18 protein-coding genes are annotated in these 18,507 nt (G+C 44.2%); 8 read left to right on the plus strand and 10 right to left on the minus strand.

All coding sequences use genetic code 11. From position 1 onward, the window contains the following. Window positions 1-3 precede the first annotated feature (3 nt). The 4 genes from DUN60_RS08460 to hisC form a co-directional block, all read right to left on the minus strand. Window positions 4-483 carry a TRAP transporter small permease gene (locus DUN60_RS08460; protein ID WP_004736522.1) on the minus strand — a complete coding sequence of 160 codons (480 nt, stop codon included), beginning with the start codon at window positions 481-483 and terminating at the stop codon, window positions 4-6. Window positions 484-550: 67 nt separating this feature from the next. After that, window positions 551-1,510, minus strand: a complete 960-nt coding sequence (locus DUN60_RS08465) for a TRAP transporter substrate-binding protein (RefSeq protein WP_017076380.1) — start codon at window positions 1,508-1,510, stop codon at window positions 551-553. Window positions 1,511-2,096: 586 nt separating this feature from the next. Then, on the minus strand, window positions 2,097-2,870 hold the full coding sequence (locus DUN60_RS08470) for an ABC transporter substrate-binding protein (protein ID WP_017085617.1): 774 nt from the start codon (window positions 2,868-2,870) through the stop codon (window positions 2,097-2,099). Between the two features lie 10 nt (window positions 2,871-2,880). Next, a complete protein-coding gene (gene hisC / locus DUN60_RS08475) occupies window positions 2,881-4,023 on the minus strand; it encodes a histidinol-phosphate transaminase (protein ID WP_114633740.1) in 1,143 nt (380 codons plus the stop codon). A gap of 181 nt (window positions 4,024-4,204) precedes the next feature. On the opposite strand from hisC, the gene DUN60_RS08480 reads away from it, so the two are divergent. From DUN60_RS08480 to DUN60_RS08505, 6 genes are all read left to right on the plus strand, one after another. After that, window positions 4,205-5,092, plus strand: coding sequence for a LysR substrate-binding domain-containing protein (locus DUN60_RS08480; RefSeq protein ID WP_114633741.1), 888 nt, complete (start codon window positions 4,205-4,207; stop codon window positions 5,090-5,092). 286 nt (window positions 5,093-5,378) lie between these two features. Then, window positions 5,379-5,627, plus strand: coding sequence for a hypothetical protein (locus DUN60_RS08485; protein WP_004736516.1), 249 nt, complete (start codon window positions 5,379-5,381; stop codon window positions 5,625-5,627). 133 nt (window positions 5,628-5,760) lie between these two features. Continuing rightward, window positions 5,761-6,345 carry a septation protein A gene (locus tag DUN60_RS08490; RefSeq protein ID WP_114633742.1) on the plus strand — a complete coding sequence of 195 codons (585 nt, stop codon included), beginning with the start codon at window positions 5,761-5,763 and terminating at the stop codon, window positions 6,343-6,345. 186 nt (window positions 6,346-6,531) lie between these two features. Next, a complete protein-coding gene (gene yciA, locus DUN60_RS08495; RefSeq protein ID WP_017061510.1) occupies window positions 6,532-6,930 on the plus strand; it encodes an acyl-CoA thioester hydrolase YciA in 399 nt (132 codons plus the stop codon). Between the two features lie 194 nt (window positions 6,931-7,124). Beyond that, window positions 7,125-7,421 (plus strand): YciI family protein, encoded by a 297-nt coding sequence (locus tag DUN60_RS08500; RefSeq protein ID WP_004736512.1) that lies wholly within the window; start codon window positions 7,125-7,127, stop codon window positions 7,419-7,421. A 1-nt stretch (window position 7,422) separates the two neighbouring features. Beyond that, window positions 7,423-7,821: a GspS/AspS pilotin family protein gene (locus DUN60_RS08505; protein WP_029225239.1), complete on the plus strand. Its 399-nt coding sequence runs from the start codon at window positions 7,423-7,425 to the stop codon at window positions 7,819-7,821. 108 nt (window positions 7,822-7,929) lie between these two features. Here DUN60_RS08505 and metE read toward each other — a convergent pair whose 3' ends face one another. Next, a complete protein-coding gene (metE, locus tag DUN60_RS08510; RefSeq protein ID WP_114633743.1) occupies window positions 7,930-10,278 on the minus strand; it encodes a 5-methyltetrahydropteroyltriglutamate--homocysteine S-methyltransferase in 2,349 nt (782 codons plus the stop codon). A 279-nt stretch (window positions 10,279-10,557) separates the two neighbouring features. Between metE and DUN60_RS08515 the strand changes: the two genes are divergently transcribed. Continuing rightward, window positions 10,558-11,469: a LysR substrate-binding domain-containing protein gene (locus tag DUN60_RS08515; protein WP_017076389.1), complete on the plus strand. Its 912-nt coding sequence runs from the start codon at window positions 10,558-10,560 to the stop codon at window positions 11,467-11,469. A 212-nt stretch (window positions 11,470-11,681) separates the two neighbouring features. Here the strand turns inward: DUN60_RS08515 and DUN60_RS08520 are convergent, their stop codons facing one another. Together DUN60_RS08520 and DUN60_RS08525 are read right to left on the minus strand one after the other, a co-directional pair. Next, a complete protein-coding gene (locus DUN60_RS08520; protein ID WP_004736508.1) occupies window positions 11,682-11,882 on the minus strand; it encodes a DUF4250 domain-containing protein in 201 nt (66 codons plus the stop codon). Between the two features lie 121 nt (window positions 11,883-12,003). Next, window positions 12,004-12,684: a hypothetical protein gene (locus tag DUN60_RS08525; RefSeq protein ID WP_114633744.1), complete on the minus strand. Its 681-nt coding sequence runs from the start codon at window positions 12,682-12,684 to the stop codon at window positions 12,004-12,006. Window positions 12,685-12,921: 237 nt separating this feature from the next. On the opposite strand from DUN60_RS08525, the gene DUN60_RS08530 reads away from it, so the two are divergent. Beyond that, on the plus strand, window positions 12,922-15,321 hold the full coding sequence (locus DUN60_RS08530) for a YgiQ family radical SAM protein (RefSeq protein WP_114633745.1): 2,400 nt from the start codon (window positions 12,922-12,924) through the stop codon (window positions 15,319-15,321). 125 nt (window positions 15,322-15,446) lie between these two features. Here the strand turns inward: DUN60_RS08530 and DUN60_RS08535 are convergent, their stop codons facing one another. The 3 genes from DUN60_RS08535 to DUN60_RS08545 are packed head-to-tail and all read right to left on the minus strand — an operon-like array spanning window position 15,447 to window position 18,401. Continuing rightward, entirely contained in the window at window positions 15,447-15,911 is a 465-nt protein-coding gene (locus DUN60_RS08535) for a GtrA family protein (protein WP_114633746.1), read from the minus strand. Beyond that, complete coding sequence (locus tag DUN60_RS08540; protein WP_114633747.1) at window positions 15,898-17,385, minus strand: ArnT family glycosyltransferase; 1,488 nt, start codon at window positions 17,383-17,385, stop codon at window positions 15,898-15,900. Before DUN60_RS08540 ends, DUN60_RS08535 begins: the two co-directional genes overlap by 14 nt. Next, window positions 17,382-18,401, minus strand: coding sequence for a glycosyltransferase family 2 protein (locus DUN60_RS08545; RefSeq protein ID WP_004736502.1), 1,020 nt, complete (start codon window positions 18,399-18,401; stop codon window positions 17,382-17,384). Before DUN60_RS08545 ends, DUN60_RS08540 begins: the two co-directional genes overlap by 4 nt. Between the last annotated feature and the right edge of the window lie 106 nt (window positions 18,402-18,507).

Raw genomic sequence — 18,507 nt, forward strand, 5'->3', positions numbered from 1 at the left:
AACTTACTTTTTGTTGGGTTCACAAAAAAGATCAAACGTATTCATGACCAAATAGATGAGGATAATAACGGCTGAAATCGGCAATATTGAATAAACCGTCGACATCGGTAATTGCAGTGCTGGAGAGAGTTGTTGTGTGGTTCTTCCCATTAGGGCGATGCCACCTTGAAGCATTGCTAGAAATACAAATGCGCCAGAAATGATATTGATGAGTACATGTAATGCGATATGTGCTTTACCCTTAAGATAACCATCCAATAACGTTATTGCTAAGTGTCCTTTGATACCGAATAAGTAGCTTGCTCCTAATAAGCCAAGCCATACCATCGCATAACGAGCAAGTTCATCAGTCCAGTTACTTGGATCATTCAAAACATAACGACTAAAGACCTGCCAAGTGACAGTAACGACAAGTAACATTAGTGCAAAAGAAGAGACAAAAAGAATCAGCCTATCAAGTAGGTTTCTGAAAGTTGCTAACATGGTGTGATACCTCAAAAAATTTTGCCTTAGCAAAGCCAAGGCAAAATTATATTTTCACTAAGACTGATTAAAGAGCTTCAATTTTTTCAATGAATGGAGCTAGTTTTGGATCTTTTTTCGCCTCATCAATCATAGGTTTAACAGCTGCACGGAAAGGGGCTTTATCAACTTCAACAAACGTTACACCTTCTTTCATTCCTTTCTCTTTGTTCATGTCATCTGTTGCATCCCAGATTTTGATCTGCTCTTCAAGAGACTCAGCAGCAGCTTCTTTTAAGATCTTTTGCTCTTCTGCCGTTAATGAACCCCATTTGTATTCTGAAATGATGATCACGTCAGGTGTCATCATGTGCTGATCCATAGAGTAAAATTTGGCAACTTCACTGTGTTTCATTTCAACTAAGCTAGAAATATTATTTTCAGCACCGTCAATTACGCCTTGTTGCAGCGCCGTGTATACCTCATTGAAAGGTACAGGCGTTGCTTTACCACCTAATAGGTTAACCATTTCCATCATGGTTGGAGAACCCGGAACTCGAACTTTCATACCAGCGAGATCAGCCGGTGAGTTAATGGCTTTTTTAGCGTAGAAGCTACGTGTGCCTGAGTCATAGAACGTAAGACCGATGAAGCCTTTACCTTCACTTGAAAGCAACATCTCTTGTGCTGCTTCACTTCGCATGAACGTTCTCATATGTGGAACGTCACGAAATAAGAAAGGCAGTGCATTAACTTTAAACGTGGGTTCAAAAGATTCGGCTAGCCCACCGTTGATTTTAGCCATATCAATCGCGCCGGTAACAACTTGCTCAGCTTGATCACGTTCAGAGCCTAATTGACCGTTTGGAAAGATCTTAATCGTAAGGTCACCATTCGATTTTTCTTTCACTTTATCAGCCATGATCACCATGCCTTGGTGAGCTGCGCTTTCTAATGACATTGCATGCCCTAAGGTCAAAGTTTTTGCTTGAGCGCCAAATGCCATAAGAATTGAAGCCGCTGCAATCGTCAGTAGGTGTTTTTTCATGTTCTTCTCCAGAATCCATTTTGTAAGAGGTACAGTTTTTATATGCAACGCTACAGCTAAGTTTGAAATCTAACGTTCAATTGCATACCGCTCATAGCAGTAACGTTTCATTACAATATTCTTACCCTATGAATTTTGTATTACAATAATATGTGTATATTTTGTGAGCTAAGGTTTATCTATTGGCTTGTGAACCGAATTGATTGTGATACCAATCATATTTGGCATCAATTGGACCATTAAGTAGTCTAACTTCGGGTTTTTGGGAATTCCGATCACTTCCAACTGCTTTTAGAACAATCTGTTGGCAAAAAATATAATTGCATATTTGTGTTATTTTAAAACCTTGGAGCCATTTTTAGAGCACGAGCAAAGAAGGTCTTATCGATTGAAAAGCGAGTCGTCAACTGCGATTTCTGAGGTGGTAGAGGTGAGGTTTTAGGCTGAGCGTATGGAACAAGAGTGGATAAGCAGGGATAAAGACAACGGTGGGAATCTTACTAGGACGAATTGTTTGTAACAAAAATCCGAGAGCCTCACAGCCCTCGGATATTTTTGGTGGTCTAGTTTTTAGGCTTTAGACGAATTACAAATCAGCGCCATAAATATCAAACGTGAAGTACTTAGCGGCGATCTTGTCGTAAGTACCGTTCGCTCTGATCTCTTCAATCGCGGCATTGAATTGTTTCGCCAGTTTTGAATCCTGCTTTCTTAACGCTAGTGCCGTGCCTTCGCCAATGTAGGCTTTGTCGGTCACTGCTTTGCCTTTGAACTCAAAGCCCTCGCCTTCTTTCTTATCTAAGAAAGCTAATGACAGTTGATCTGAGTTGCCGAAGGTTAGATCTAGACGGCCGTTTTGCAGGTCCAGATAAACTTCATCTTGGCCGGTATAACGCTTAATGTTTGCCACATCGCCAAACTTGTCGGTTACGTAGCGATCGTGAATCGTACCTTGCTGAACACCGATGGTTTTACCTGCTAAGCCTGCCTCATCGACGCTGAACTCGGCGCTCTTAGCAGCAACAAACACGGCTGGTGTTTGGTAATACTTATCGGTGAACAAAATCTTGCGCTTACGCTCTTCGGTAATACGCATTGAAGCCATGATCACATCTGACTTTCTTGCCAGCAAACTTGGAATTAGCGAGTCCCAACTTTGTGAAACCCAAGTACAATCGAGTTTGGCTTGCTCACACAAGGCATCAGCTATCTCAATGTCAAACCCGACAGGCACACCATCACTGTTTTTGTAGTTGAATGGCGGATAGGTAAAGTCTGACGCCAAACGGATTTCTTTCGCCTGTACCGTTGTACCAAGTAAAGCGGCCGCACAAGCGAGTCCTAGTATTATCTTTTTCATCATTGCCATCCTAGATATGATTTTTATCGAGTTGAGATTGAGTTTCTTTATGTTGAGATTGTTGAACTTGTTTGCTTTGTTGATTCTTTTCTAATTCGGTTTGGTAACGTGTAAGTGACGTTATCACTTCTAGCATGCTCTCTTGGCTACCAATACTGATTCGTACACAGTTACGCAAAGCAGGTTCGTGGTTTTGATTCCTTGTCACAATGCCATCCTTCGCCAACACACTGAACACTTGATGCCCAGGTTTTTGACGCAGCAAAATAAAGTTCGTCGATGAAGGGTAAACAGACTCGATGAAATCAAACTGCGTTAACTCACAAGCAAACCAATTACGTAGTTCGACCAGCTTTTGTGTGGCGTCTTGCATCACTGAGACTCGTTCATCAGACAAAGCGTCTAACACGATTTGCGATGAGCAATCCGGCATCGGATAAGGTGGAATCAGCTTCGCAACATACTGCATCACATTTTGACTCGCTAAGATAAAGCCACATCGAACCGCAGCCAGTCCAAACGCCTTAGACAAGGTGCGAATCACTACCAAATGCGGATAACGCTCAATAAGGCCCACCGCTGACGTTTGTGGTTCAAACTCGATATACGCTTCATCGACTACCACTAGAGACTTTCCAATCGTGCCTTCCAGTACCTGAATCAAATCCGATTTAGGAATCACATTACCCGTTGGGTTGTTTGGTGAGCAAAGAAACACGATATTAGTCAACTTCGCTTTGTTCACGATATCAGCGACGTTCAGGCTGAAATCTTGCTGCAATGGAGAGTCCAAGGTATTAATCGCCAATGCATCAGCGCAAAACTCATACATCGCATACGTGGGTGAACAGATAAGTATGTTGTCGCTTGCCGGTTTACAGAATGTTCTGATCAGCAAATCAATCGCTTCATCGGCGCCACGAACGGCAACAGTCGCAGCATCAGTGCCACAGTAATCTTGGTAAGCCTTAGCAATATCTTGTGGTAAGAAGTCTGGGTATCGGTTGTGACTTACTTCTCCTTGAAACAGCGAGCTTTCCAATTCATTGGCGTTTAGCCAGACACGTCCATCACCGCCAATTCTTCTTGCTGATTGATAAGGTATTAATTTTTTTACAGCCTGAGGTACTAAACTATCGATAAAAGATGTCAAGAAGCTATCCCTTTCACAAAATCACAATGTCTTCACCACTGCCTTCATATTCAAAAAATGTGACTTATACACATATTGAATCACAAATGATGATTAAGTATTTACATTCAAACAGAACACTATTGATAAATGAATCGAAATAATCACATAATAGCCATGATAAAAAGTCATAGGTAAAGATATGAATCGCACACTTCCTTCAACTAAAACCTTGCTCGCGTTCTTGTCGACGGCAAGGCATCTCAACTTTACGCGAGCGGCACATGAGCTCAATGTTACGCAAGGTGCAGTAAGTCGTCAGATATTGTCGTTTGAAGAAAGCCTTGGCTGTGATCTCTTCTATCGCCATGCTCGAGGATTGTCTTTAACACCGAAAGGAGAAGAGCTGGTTCCTCTGATACAAGGAACGATTCATCAACTGCAATCGGCTCTCAATCAAGTCGCAAGTTCTCCCTCTAAGATCAAACTCAACGCCCCCAGCTGTATTACCTCTTGGCTGCTACCCAAGTTGATGTCTTTTCAGCAAGCCTACCCTGAAATTGATGTCGAGCTCACGTCGACCATCAAGCACGTTTTTGAACCAAGCTTTGACCCGTTTGACGCCGTAATCACCTATGGTAAGAAACCAAACCAACAATCGATTGTGAGCCAGTTATTATTCAACGAACAGCTGGCTCCGGTCTGCCAGGCGCAAAGCATTACTCAGAGCCATCTTGTAAATAGCGCTTCTACTATCATCAAGCCACACAAGCTCGCTCAATACACTTGGCTACACGCAAACAATGAGCAAAGTGATTGGCGACTATGGTTAGAACACATAGGAAGCCACGACCTTTCAAGTAAGAACAACCAACAATTCGCGACACTTGATCAAGCGATGAATGCAGCCATTCAAGGGTTTGGTATTGCCATAGGCGACATCACGCTAGCAAAACAAGATATTGATTTGGGCAGGTTGGTGAAAGTGAGTGAAGGCAGTGTCTTTTCTGGAAATGGTTACTTCTTGCTGCAGCCTAAGAATCGACAAAATACATCTTTATCTACACTTGTTGATTGGCTTGTCGATTAGCGGCAATCACCGTAGATAGAACCACACTATAAACGGCAGTAGAGCGTCATAATGAGAATTTCATCGTTCTCAAAATGAAACTATTTTATGTCTGTTACGTATTGGTTGTCAGAGAATAGAACGTACCTCGCCTTAACTATTTGAAAAGAAGTTCAATTCTATCTGGTAGGGAAAATGTTCCGTTCAACTAGAGAAAATGGCATTCGAATTGCTTTGTCATAGATAACCCAACCAATATACAGCAGGTTGCAACAGTTTCACTGCAGCTTGTCACGGAGGATAGGCTATGACCTTACAAAGACATACGTATTACGGCTTGATTCACCATGGAATTAAAACCTTATTAATGGACAGAATTGGCCACTTCACAGAGCGTGAATATCACGAATATCTCGACCTAACGACAGGCAAATCGACGTGTTTTGCCATGAGTGAGCAAGAGCTCGAAAACACCTTAGACAGCTTAAAGAGTGAAGGTTACCTTGAAGACATCAAGAAGCTGATACCTCGCTACCAAACCACATCAATGCGATAACGTTATCCAACTCGATGATGAAAAGATCCGACTAGATGGAATTAATTAGCACCCAATTGTCTCGGGCTATTTAGCATCGAGACAGTTTTCGTTAGACTGTCTGCAACTCAACTAACTGGACAGTCAGTGCCACATGAAGCAAATCCTTGATTTCATTCCTCTCATTATTTTCTTTGCGCTGTATAAGATGTATGACATCTACACGGCTACAGGTGCATTGATTGTTGCTTCCGCAGTACAAATCGTTTTGACATACGTCATCTACAAGAAAGTAGAGAAAATGCAGATCATCACATTTCTGATGGTTGCCGTATTTGGTGGCATGACCATTTTCTTGCACGATGACAACTTCATAAAATGGAAAGTAACCATCGTTTACGCCCTGTTTGCTATTGGCTTAACGGTAAGTCACATCATGGGTAAGTCTGCAATTAAAGGCATGCTGGGTAAAGAGATCACACTTCCTGAAGCGGTATGGAGCAAGATCAACTGGGCTTGGACTTTATTCTTTACTCTATGTGCCATTCTCAACGTTTACGTTGCTTTCAGCCTACCCTTGGATGTTTGGGTAAACTTCAAAGTGTTTGGCTTACTGATCGCTACTTTTGCATTTACCTTGCTAACGGGTGTCTACATCTACAAGCATCTACCAAAAGATCAGCATTTGCCAAAAGACCAGCAGAAAGAGTTAACGGATAAAAATACCGACGAGAAGTAACCCTAAGGGATGAGTCCTCATCCCCTTTTTGATACAATTATTATCAATATGCTATTTAACAGTGGCCAATGATACTCGTGATCATTGGCCACTGATTGTTTGTGTTCGGTGAATACGTTAAAAATACGAGCCCCGCAAACACATCTATTTAAATTTAAAACAATCAATACCATTAAGAGTACAACAATGACTATTCAATCAACTTTGAACCCGATTGGTTCTTTACTTCTTCGCACTTTGGCGATGCCTTCTGATACCAATGCAGCAGGCCAGATTTTCGGTGGTTGGATAATGTCTCAGCTCGACCTTGCTGGCGGGATACTGGCGAAAGAGATCTCTAACGGCAAGATAGTCACGGTTTCAGTATCGAGTATCGAGTTCAAACAACCAGTTTCAGTGGGTGATGTGGTATGTGTTTATGGTGACTGCACCAAGATTGGTCGTAGCTCGATGAATATCGACCTAGAAGTATGGGTTAAGCCGGTACTTGATCACGGCATCGGCGATCGTTACAAGGTATGTGGCGCGACATTCAACTACGTTGCTGTAGATGAAAGCGGTAAACCTCGCCCAATCAACAAATAGTCCTTCGACGACCCTATCGCACTTTAAGGTCTTTAGTCGTTTCGATTAAAAATGCTAAAGACCTTCTCACTCTGCCGCACCATTTCACAATTTCTTATCATTAGCTCTTCCAATACCCATTAGTTCGCGTAAATTAGCAAGATAGCGAATTTAAACGCCCTCAATTTAGTGAAGTAAAATAAGGATATCTCAATATGTGGTACGTGATTTTTTCTCAAGACGTCGAAAATTCATTAGAAAAACGCCTAAGTGTTCGCCCACAACATCTAGAACGCCTACAAACACTTCACGATGAAGGCCGCCTTTTGACAGCAGGTCCAATGCCAGCGATTGATTCAGATAACCCTGGTGAAGCGGGCTTCACAGGCTCTACTGTGATTGCTGAATTTAATTCTTTAGACGATGCACAGGCATGGGCAGACGCAGACCCGTACATTGCTGCTGGTGTGTACCAAAATGTGATTGTTAAACCATTCAAGAAAGTATTTTAACGTGAAAAAATGGATTATCGGCTCACTGGCTGCTGTTCTGCTTGCAGGCTGTAGCTCATCAAGTGAACAAGACAAACAAAGACAGCTAGAAATGATGGCGCAACATCGCGCTGGCGTTTTATCCGCAGGCTTGCCGATTGAGTATGGTCCGCTATCGGTCATGCGCGTGCTGGCAAAGAACACGGTTATCGAAATCATGATGATCTACAACCAAGATGCAAAAGGTGCTAAACCTTTAAACCAAGTTGTAGACATGAGTGTGAATAGCTACTGCACCAACTCTGAAGTAAGAGCAAACCTCGACATGGGCTTGGCTTACAACATCAAGATTCGCAACACTCGCGGACAACTGATCGTTGAGAAGCTGATCAGTAAAGAGACGTGTCAAAGTAGCAGCTAGTTTCTAGCTCGAAATTCGAACAAGTATAAAACCAGAAGGCCTCGCAAATGCGAGGCCTTTGTTGTGGTTCATCGTGGATTAACGGATCAATCAAAATCTTAGACTGAATTATACCTCAGCTGATTCCCACTCTTTACGCAGTGTCTTAGTCGCCGAAACTAAGTTAGTTAGTGCGGCTTCTGTCTCTGCCCAGTTACGAGTCTTTAATCCACAATCTGGGTTCGCCCACAAACGTTCTGCTGGGATTTTTTCTGCTGCTTTCTTAAGTAAATCAACAATCCACTCTTCAGAAGGAATGTTTGGTGAGTGAATGTCATAAACACCCGGTCCAATCGCATTTGGGTAGTTGAACTCCTCAAACGCTTTCAGTAGTTCCATGTTCGAACGAGAGGTTTCAATAGTGATCACATCGGCGTCCAGCGCCGCCACTGAATCAATGATCTCGTTGAACTCGCTGTAACACATGTGTGTGTGGATCTGAGTCTCAGGCTTGGCACTCGCTGCTGAAATCTTAAAAGCATCCACTGCCCACTCTAAATATTCGGCATGGTCACGCTTTTTCAGTGGTAAACCTTCGCGAATAGCAGGTTCATCGATTTGAATGATGTTGATGCCAGCATCTTGTAAATCCGACACCTCATCACGCAGTGCAAACGCCAGTTGGTTAGTGATCTCTTTGCGTGAGATGTCTTCACGTGGGAATGTCCAACACAAGATAGTAACAGGCCCTGTAAGCATGCCTTTCATCTGCTTTGAAGTCAGAGATTGGGCATAGGTCGACCATTCTACCGTCATTGGTTTTTCACGTTCGATATCCGCAACCACAATCGCAGGTTTTACGCAGCGAGAACCATAGCTTTGTACCCAACCAAATTTGGTGGTTTGGAAGCCGGCTAGGTTTTCTGCAAAGTATTCCACCATGTCATTGCGCTCGGCTTCACCGTGCACAAGTACATCCAAATCGAGTGCTTCTTGACGTTTGACTGCATCCGCAATGTGACCTTTTAGTGCGGTGGTGTATTCCGCTTCACTCAATTGACCGGTTCGGTAGGCGCTACGTTGAACGCGAATTTCACCGGTCTGTGGGAATGAACCAATGGTTGTGGTTGGTAACAGCGGTAAGCCGAGAACTTCAGACTGATGCGCCGCACGTTCTGCGTAAGGCGCACTTCGCTCAACTAACGCTTTAGTGATGGTATTGAGACGAGCTTGAACTTGCGGCTTGTTGACATGAGTCGCGCTCTTACGTGCAACGATAGGTTGGCTGTAAGTCTCACACGCCAAAATGGCATTTTGATCGCCATCTAACGCCGCACCTAATAAGCTCACCTCGGTAACTTTCTGTTTTGCAAAGGCAAACCAACTCTTCACTTCTTCGCTAAGCGTCTCTTCTAACTCAAGGTCAACCGGGCTATGCAGCAGTGAACATGAACTTGCGACCCATAGTTTATCGCCTAGCTTTTCTTTCACAGGTTGCAGTAACTCAAGCTGAGAAGCTAAGTCTGCTCGCCAAACATTGCGTCCATTGATTGCACCCGCAGAAAGTACCCAATCTTCCGGTAACTTATTCACCACTTCATCAAGTTGCTGCGGTGCGGCAGCCAAGTCGATGTGTAAGCCGTTGACGGGCAATTCCACGATCTTGCCTAACGTATCAGTCACAGAATCAAAGTAAGTGGTCAGCAATAGCTTCACATCGCCTTGAATCACTTGATAAGCCAGTTTGAATGAATCAGCCCACTTAGTCTCAAGTTCCAGAGATAGAATGGGCTCATCAATTTGCACCCACTCAACGCCCAACTTGGAGAGTTTTGCCAGAATCGCTTGGTAAGCAGTAAGCAAACGCGGCAACAAGGTTAAACGCTCAAAGCCCTCTTCCACTTCTTTACCTAGATATAAGTAAGACAGCGGGCCGAGAAGTACAGGCTTAACTTTGTGTCCTGCTTTTATCGCTTCACTCACTTCGTCAAACAATTGTGGCCAACTCACCTCAAACGAATCGTCTTTACTGAATTCAGGAACAATGTAGTGGTAATTGGTGTTGAACCACTTAGTCATGTCAGAAGCCGCCGAACTGTCTTTAGTGCCATCATTAGACGTATGCGTACCACCGCAGCAAGTAGACTGAACTTGAGACTGACCGCGACCTACACGGAACAAGCTATCCAGATCTGGGAAGGCTTTTTCATCTTCTGCTCCACCAGCATGACGTTTTGGCACATGACCTAGAAGTAGAGTCGTAGTTAGGACATGGTCGTACCATGCGAAGTCACCCGCAGTTGCAAAGCTTAGATTCGCATCAGCTTGTACATTCCAGTTACGATTTCTTAATTCGCTGCCGAGTTGCTTGAGCTCAGATTGATCGATTTCACCGCGCCAGTATTTCTCGAGCGTGAATTTAAGTTCGCGTTTTTCACCAATGCGTGGGTAGCCAAGAATATGCGTTGTTGTCGTCATGAGTCTGTTCCTTATTCGATAATTTTAATTTCCGGTCAGACTGCCTTTGATGATTTCACCTTCCCACAAAGGCGTCTGGATGGCTAAACTATCGCCCTAATCCGATCTATGGACAACATCCAAATATTCATCTTGTTTATTAATAATATTCATCTTGAATCATCCAAAGATGAACAGCTTAAATCCATCCGGACATCTAGACGTTTACAAAAGACCAAAAACACCGTAGGGTGATTATTAAGAAATATTGAATTGGCTTAGGGAATATGAGGAATACTCATGATAGAGCTTAAACACCTTCGAACATTGACCACCTTGAGAGACAGCGGATCGTTAACAGCCACTGCGACCTCTCTTCACCTGACTCAGTCGGCGCTTTCTCATCAATTAAAAGATCTTGAAGCGCGTATTGGCGGTCAGCTTTTCCTACGAAAAACTAGGCCAGTAAAATTCACCTCTGAGGGTGAGATCTTGCTTAAGCTTGCCGATGAAATACAGCCAAGAATAGCTAAAGCAGAGAACGAACTCGCAAGCCTGAAAGAGGATGTGAATGGCCGATTGCACATGGCGATCGAGTGTCACTCATGCTTCCAATGGCTAATGCCTGCTTTGAAGGAATACCAAGTTGCTTGGCCAAGCGTAACGCTAGATTTCTCGTCAGGGTTCGGGTTTGAGCCTCTACCGGCATTGATGGCTGGAGAACTCGATTTGGTGATCACCTCTGATATTCAACCGCGTTCGGAAGTCCATTACGAACCGCTTTTTGATTTCGAGATGCGCTTGATCACCGCGATCAATTCACCTTTGGCCGAAAAATCGAGCATTGATCCGCAAGATCTTAGCGATATCACTATGCTCACCTACCCGGTTCAAAAACAGCGTTTAGATGTCGTGAAGCACTTTTTGCAGCCAGCGGGTGTTGAACCTAAAAAATGGAAACAGGCAGACAACACACTAATGCTGGTTCAAATGGTGTCGGCAGGGCTCGGAGTTGCAGCTTTGCCTAACTGGGCAATCAGTGAATTTTCAAGACAAGGACTCATTGCCAGCAAACCATTAGGCAAAGGGCTTTCAAGAAGGTTGTTCGCAGCGGTAAGAAACTCAGAAAAAGACAAACGTTACCTGCAAGCTTTCTTTAGCACGGCAAGACAGCAAAGTAAGAGTCACCTAGATGGCATTGAGGTCGTTTAAGAGACTCGTTGTTGGGTTAGTTTATACCTGCATTGAACCTGATAGGCATGCGCCAGAAACAAAAAAGTCACAGATTATCTGTGACTTTTTTCTTTTAGCTTTAGTACCGACGATGGCGGTACTTGTTCATTCACGATACTAGCTCACTCTCGATAACTGGCTCACAATCGATAACTAACTCGCTATCAATAGAACATGCGCCAGTTTGCTGCTTATCTTGGATAAGACTTAAACTGGTTAGTTAATGGATCGTATTGATAGCCAAGCATATCAAGCTTACCTACAACACTTTCTATATCCATTTCATACATACTGATCAGCTCTTCAAAGCTATCGCATTCTAAGCGAAGTTTTTCATTCACGATTCCCAGCAAAATAATGCTATCGAAACCTTTGACGTTGCTTAAATCCATCCCGTACTCCTAACGAACACACCAACTAGATTTAAGTTTAGAACGCTTACCAACACCACGCTAAAAAACAGATCACACTTTTTCGATTCAACACCGAAAGGCTTGTGAGATCAGTAACCTTCTACATAGCCCAAACTGGCGTTAAACCAACAGCCGCCGCCAATAACATCAACAATGAAAGAGTCAGCTGAAGCTTTTCAGGGGTTTTGACAAACAGCAAATGCCAACACCAAACCACGATAGAAGAGATAAGCAAAGCAAAGCTAAACAACAAAGTTGAAATAACAGGTTCTAGTTGCGCTTCAGACAGTGAATAAACGTTAATCACGGTCGCCAACACCACCAACATGCCACTTAATACGCCCACAACAGGCAGAACACGGTGAAATGCTTGTAAGCGCGTTCTTGCGATAGTCAGGAGTAAATGTCCGAAAGAAGCACCCAGTAAAGCCACCAGCAACACAGTCGCAATAATATCGACTGGATTTACCTGTTCGCTTGCTTGGATAGCAACGTATGACAGCGCCAAACCACACGCAAGATACATCACCCAAATCGGGCCAGAATCACGTGTCTTTTTGGTTTGAACTTGAGAATAAAAGTAAAAGATAGCGAATACGATCAGAAACGCTTCAATTCTTAATGAAGCAACAGCAAGCCAAAGCACGCCAATAGCAGGTAACATCTTGTGAATACGGCCACGTTGACCTGGGCAAATATCACCCTTCACTAGGATTAAAGTTAAGATCAGTTGGGCTCCTAATAGCATGGGAGCAAATTGTACTAATAATGATTCGACCATTGTGGATCTACTTATTCAGACTTATTTTCGCGAATAATATCAAAAACTGCCCCGAACACTAATCAAAATCACAAATTAGCGACGTTATTCAAGGCTTCAACTATGCTGTTGTATGGTTATTTTGTCAGCATTATCTGCAAAATGGCGAAAGACATCAGAACTAACAGGGGCATGTTCTACTGGCTAGTCTAGGCTCATGCCGCTATAATTCCCGCCTCAAAAATCAGAGGTTGAAATATGTACAGCGATATCACTCCTATTCACGAACACAAAAAATACTGGGCCGAGTGCTACGGAACAGCACCCTTTTTGCCTACCAGTAGAAAGGAGATGGATGCTCTTGGATGGGATAGCTGTGACATTATTATTGTAACTGGTGACGCTTATGTCGATCACCCGAGCTTTGGTATGGCTATCATTGGCCGTTTGCTTGAAGCTCAAGGTTTCCGCGTGGGCATCATTGCCCAACCAAAGTGGGACAGTAAAGATGCCTTTATGGAACTGGGTAGACCTAACCTATTCTTCGGCATCACAGCGGGTAACATGGATTCCATGATCAACCGCTACACCTCTGATCGCAAATTACGTCACGACGATGCCTACACGCCAAACAATGAAGGTGGTAAGCGTCCTGACCGTGCAACTCTGATTTATTCTCAACGTTGTCGTGAAGCTTACAAAGGCACACCAATCGTTCTTGGTGGTATTGAAGCAAGCTTACGTCGCGTTGCGCACTACGACTACTGGTCTGATAAAGTTCGTCGCTCTGTATTGTTTGATGCAAAAGCAGACATTCTTCTTTTCGGCAACGCTGAGCGTGCACTGGTTGAAGTCGCACACCGCATTGCCGATGGCGAAGACATGTCTACGCTGACCAATATCCGCGGTACTGCTATCAACTTGCCTGCAGCGCCTGAAGGTTACAAAATTATTGATTCTTCTCGTATCGAAAAACCGAACAAAGCCTACGTTCCGGTTAACCCGTACGAAGTAGAAACGCAATGTGATACCAAGAAAGATGAAAAAGAAGAAGTAAAGGCGCAGCCAATTACTATTCGTCCTTCTCGTCACGATGCAAAAACAACCGCGGTTCGTATCCCTGGTTTCGAAAAGCTGAATAACGACCGTATTCTTTACGCTCACGCTAGCCGTATTCTGCACCTAGAGACTAACCCGTATTCAGGTCGTGCTCTTATTCAACGTCACGGTGACCGCGAGCTATGGGTAAACCAAGCACCAATCCCTCTTGCAACTGAAGAGATGGATTACGTGTTTGGCCTTGCGTACAAGCGTGTTCCTCACCCAATGTATGGCAAAGCGAAAATTCCGGCATACGACATGATCAAAACCTCGGTTAACATCATGCGTGGTTGTTTTGGTGGTTGTTCTTTCTGTTCAATCACAGAGCACGAAGGTCGTATCATTCAGAACCGTTCGAAAGAATCGATCTTGGATGAGATCGAAGACATTAAAGATAAAGTACCTGGCTTTACCGGTACCATTTCTGACTTGGGTGGCCCAACCGCGAACATGTATCGCCTAGGTTGTTCTGATCCTAAAGCTGAAATTAACTGTCGTCGTCCATCATGTGTGTTCCCTAAAATCTGTGAAAAACTGAACACAGACCACCAGCACACCATTGATCTTTACCGCTCAGCGAGAAAGGTTCCGGGCATCAAGAAAGTAATGATCGCATCAGGCGTTCGTTATGATCTTGCGATTGAGTCTCCAGAATACGTTCGTGAGCTTGTGACTCACCACGTTGGTGGTTACTTGAAGATTGCTCCAGAGCATACTGAAAAAGGTCCTCTGGATCTGATGATGAAACCGGGCATGGGCACTTACGATCGTTTCAAAGAGATGTTCGAGAAGTACAGTGCTGAAGCTGGTAAGAAACAGTACCTAATTCCTTACTTCATCTCTGCTCACCCGGGCACGGAAGATGAAGACATGCTTAACCTTGCGTTGTGGCTGAAAAAGCACAACTACGAGTGTGACCAAGTACAGAACTTCTACCCATCGCCAATGTGTAATGCGACGTCGATGTACTACTCAGAGACCAACCCTCTGAAGCGCGTGAAATACAAAAAACGTGAAGATGTTCCTGTGCCTAAAGGTGATCGTCAACGTCGTCTGCATAAAGCACTGCTTCGTTACCACGATCCAGAAAACTGGAAGATCATCCGTGAAGCACTGATCAGCATGGGCAAAAAGCATCTAATTGGTGACAAAGCGAACTGCTTAGTACCAGAAGAAGATTTTGAAGCTCAGACACCAGCACAGCGTCGTAAGTCTGGTCGTCACGGCTCGCAACGTTTTGCAACTAAGCACAGTAAAGCTCAACCGGGTCTTGGCGGCGAAAGCCCACGTAACCATTCTAAGCCTAGTGGCAATAAGCCTAAACCGGGTGGTAAGAAGCCAACAGGTAGCCAAAGCAACGGCAATCAGGGCAACGGGAAGCAGAACGGTAATGGTAATAAACCAGCGACTGGCTTCATCAAAAAAGCCCCTGCTAGCCAACAATCGCAAGGCAATGGCGGCGGAAATGGCAAGCCAAACCGCAGCAAAGCGGGCAATGGTCAAGGTGGTAAACCAGCAAGTAACGGAAAGAATCGCCAGCGCGCAACACAGCGTTAATATAGCGACCCCATTTACTTGGTTATCATAAAAATACAAAGCGCAGCTATTTAGCTGCGCTTTTTTGTGTCTGTTACTAATGAACGACCCAAAGGTTTCACTTGGTTATGTGATTACAAGGGATTCTAACGGGTGAAGACCCAATACTGGCTAAACAAATAGTTAGTGACCATGCCCACCAAGATACCAACGGCCATTGCGATAAATACAGCCCCAGTAAATGCAGGAAGTAATTCCGTCATCAGCTTAAAGCACAGCAAATTAGGTATCGCCGATATCGATGCGGAAAACATGAATTTTTGCCACTGAATAAACTTCTCTGACCAACTACCCTGCCCTTTGAAGTCAAAAGTTAGCACTCGATTACCAAACCACGTTATCGTTGCGGCTGCAATGAAAGATCCTATCCGTGCACTCATCAAAGGCAGCCCAACGGCATAATGCAGTAACGCAAAAACTAAGCAATCAACAACAAACCCACCAACCCCAACCACAGCAAATCGAACCACCTTGTGGTGGGACTGTAACCTCTGACTGTGCGTTTGAAGCTTATTGTTGAACATTCGTAACCCCGAGTTAACGCTGAACATCGCTGCCACTTTGAATATGACTCAACGATAGATTTGGCTTGATGCTTGAGCTATGACAGCTGAATAAAGCACGCTTTATCTTCACCGTTGGCTCTAGAATACACGTTAATGCGTTCTCTTTAATCTTGGTTTCCACTTCAGATCTTTTACCAATCAGGTAAAACTTATCAATGCCATCTAGCTGCTCGATATCGAGAAGTTTTTTCGCTTGACCATGACTGTAAAATTGCCCAGAGAATGGTCGTTTACCCACGTAAAAGCTTGGCGCAGAATCCGTAATCTGTTCGAAGATAATACGGTCACTTTTCTCGTTCGCCTTGCCGAGATTCAGGTAGACCATCGCAATCATTAGCAACACAGGTAGAACCAAAGCCACACTCGAGAACCACTTCTTATCTTTTTCCACTACGAGTATAGCAATCAACAAGCCAAGGGCCGGAATACCTGGTAGGACGTAAGCTGGGAGAATATTGCCCGCCATAGTGAAAAGAATCAGAGGTGAAATCAACCAACAGACAAGAAATGAAAACAAGCCGCGATTTTCAGTATTAATTTCTGCAATTTTCTTACGTCGAGCAAATGCCAATATAGGTAATACAATCGACCACGGCGCAGCCGCTTGAAGCCAAAACAGCCAGATCATGCCTCTTGCTTGATCATGGGCAGAACCGTATAAATCACCCTCCCAGCCACTCACAACAAAGCGCTTAAAGTGCTCGCCAACAATAAAGTAATCAATAAAGCCCGGTGTTGCCATTTCAGCCATGATGTACCAAGGCAAAGCAATCGCTAGCATCACACCCAAGCCAGACAACAATGGAAAGCGTTGCCAAAGCACTTTGAAAGCGCCAAAGAAGCCATGTTGTAATACTAACCAAGGGAAAACTGCGATACCCATGATCACAATCGCTACTGGCCCTTTTGCAAGCAAGCCTAGCGCTAAGCCAATGAAACCAACATAACCCCAAGATTGATTAGTCTTAGCACTGCCTTCACCTTTCCAACTCTCTCCTCCTAGCCAACACAAGTAGAAGCCTAACATGGCAATGGTCATCGCTAAGGTTAATGCTATGTCTGTCATCACAGCGCCCGCGGCAATAGAGAAAATACCGCATGTCGCCAACACTACCGCAGCAACCAACGCACTTTGCCCAGTTCGCTTCGCCATGTAAGCGGTTAACAAAATTGTCGCTACTCCCGCTAACCAGTGAGGTGCACGAACAGCAAACTCACTCAAACCAAACAGCTCAATACCAGCAGCACTCATCCATGTGAACAACGGTGGCTTGCCCCAAAAAGGAATGCCGTAATCAAACTGAGGTGTTAACCAATTGCCGGTTTCCACCATCAAGCGAGCCATTTCTCCGTAGCGCGCCTCCGTAGTATCCATTAACGGATAAGTCGCCAAAGATAGGAGTCTTAAAACCAGTGCAAAAGCCAACAAATACCATAGGTGCGTTCTGTTCAGGCTCATGCTGACTCCTCTAATTTGAAATGTGTTTTTAATGCAGGTGTATCGACGACCGACTGAATCAGATACAAAGGACGATTCTTGGTTTCAATGAAAATACGACCTATGTACTCTCCCATTAAACCAATACTCAGGAGTTGAATACCGCCAAGGGCAAGTTGCACGACCATCATTGACGGGTAGCCCGTGATAGGCTCGCCAAACATAATGGTTTTGAATACGATGAAGACGCCATACACAAAAGCAGTAAGCGCCACTAAACCACCAACGGCCGTCGCAATACGCAGAGGTCGGATAGAGAACGAGGTAATCCCATCCATCGCCAAACCGATTAACTTGAGGTAGTTCCACTTGGTCTCACCACAGAAGCGAGCATCACGCTTAAATTGGAGCGTCGCTTGTCGGAAACCCGGCCATGAAAAAATGCCTTTCATGTAGCGGTTACGTTCTGGAAGCTGATTGATATGGTCGACAACTTCTCGGCTTAACAGTCGGAAATCACCCACATTCTCAGGAACATCAATCTTCGCAGCCACATTCATTACTTTGTAAAAGCTCGCTGCTGAAAACTTCTTAAACCACGTTTCACCGTCGCGCTGGCTACGCTGCATATTGACGACGTCATAACCTTCGCGCCACTTGGCAATCATTTGCGGAATCAGCTCAGGTGGATCTTGTAAGTCAGCGTCTAGCAAAATCACCGCTTGTCCACGACAGTGCTCGAGGCCTGCGCTCATCGCTGATTCTTTGCCAAAATTACGGCTTAAACCGATAACAGAAATTGAGCTATTGATTGAAGTGAATGAGCTCACCAACTCCAAGCTGCTGTCTTTGCTACCGTCATCGACATAAACGATTTCACTCTTGATGGGCAAGCTATCAAGTACCTTGGTAAGGCGAGAGTGGAACTCTTCCAATACCTCTTGTTCATCGTAAAAAGGCACAATGATAGACAGAGAAACCGCAGGGTTGATCTGCGATGTAGATATCTTGGGGCGGCTTATATGAAGTTCAGACATAATACGTTCTTCTATTTTTTAATCTGAATCCAATCTACCCTCCCATAAGTGAAAGTTATGTTATTGACATATTTTTCACGCTCACTCAGGATAATGTTACCGTCTA

The sequence above is a fragment of the Vibrio splendidus genome (genome assembly GCF_003345295.1).
Lineage (GTDB): Bacteria > Pseudomonadota > Gammaproteobacteria > Enterobacterales > Vibrionaceae > Vibrio > Vibrio splendidus_K.

Bases quoted from the DNA above. Each gene is read 5' to 3' on its own strand.
- DUN60_RS08460 (WP_004736522.1), bottom strand. From the start codon at position 483: ATGTTAGCAACTTTCAGAAACCTACTTGATAGGCTGATTCTTTTTGTC.
- DUN60_RS08465 (WP_017076380.1), bottom strand. From the start codon at position 1,510: ATGAAAAAACACCTACTGACGATTGCAGCGGCTTCAATTCTTATGGCA.
- DUN60_RS08470 (WP_017085617.1), bottom strand. From the start codon at position 2,870: ATGAAAAAGATAATACTAGGACTCGCTTGTGCGGCCGCTTTACTTGGT.
- DUN60_RS08480 (WP_114633741.1), top strand. From the start codon at position 4,205: ATGAATCGCACACTTCCTTCAACTAAAACCTTGCTCGCGTTCTTGTCG.
- DUN60_RS08485 (WP_004736516.1), top strand. From the start codon at position 5,379: ATGACCTTACAAAGACATACGTATTACGGCTTGATTCACCATGGAATT.
- DUN60_RS08490 (WP_114633742.1), top strand. From the start codon at position 5,761: ATGAAGCAAATCCTTGATTTCATTCCTCTCATTATTTTCTTTGCGCTG.
- yciA (WP_017061510.1), top strand. From the start codon at position 6,532: ATGACTATTCAATCAACTTTGAACCCGATTGGTTCTTTACTTCTTCGC.
- DUN60_RS08500 (WP_004736512.1), top strand. From the start codon at position 7,125: ATGTGGTACGTGATTTTTTCTCAAGACGTCGAAAATTCATTAGAAAAA.
- metE (WP_114633743.1), bottom strand. From the start codon at position 10,278: ATGACGACAACAACGCATATTCTTGGCTACCCACGCATTGGTGAAAAA.
- DUN60_RS08515 (WP_017076389.1), top strand. From the start codon at position 10,558: ATGATAGAGCTTAAACACCTTCGAACATTGACCACCTTGAGAGACAGC.
- DUN60_RS08520 (WP_004736508.1), bottom strand. From the start codon at position 11,882: ATGGATTTAAGCAACGTCAAAGGTTTCGATAGCATTATTTTGCTGGGA.
- DUN60_RS08525 (WP_114633744.1), bottom strand. From the start codon at position 12,684: ATGGTCGAATCATTATTAGTACAATTTGCTCCCATGCTATTAGGAGCC.
- DUN60_RS08530 (WP_114633745.1), top strand. From the start codon at position 12,922: ATGTACAGCGATATCACTCCTATTCACGAACACAAAAAATACTGGGCC.
- DUN60_RS08535 (WP_114633746.1), bottom strand. From the start codon at position 15,911: ATGTTCAGCGTTAACTCGGGGTTACGAATGTTCAACAATAAGCTTCAA.
- DUN60_RS08540 (WP_114633747.1), bottom strand. From the start codon at position 17,385: ATGAGCCTGAACAGAACGCACCTATGGTATTTGTTGGCTTTTGCACTG.
- DUN60_RS08545 (WP_004736502.1), bottom strand. From the start codon at position 18,401: ATGTCTGAACTTCATATAAGCCGCCCCAAGATATCTACATCGCAGATC.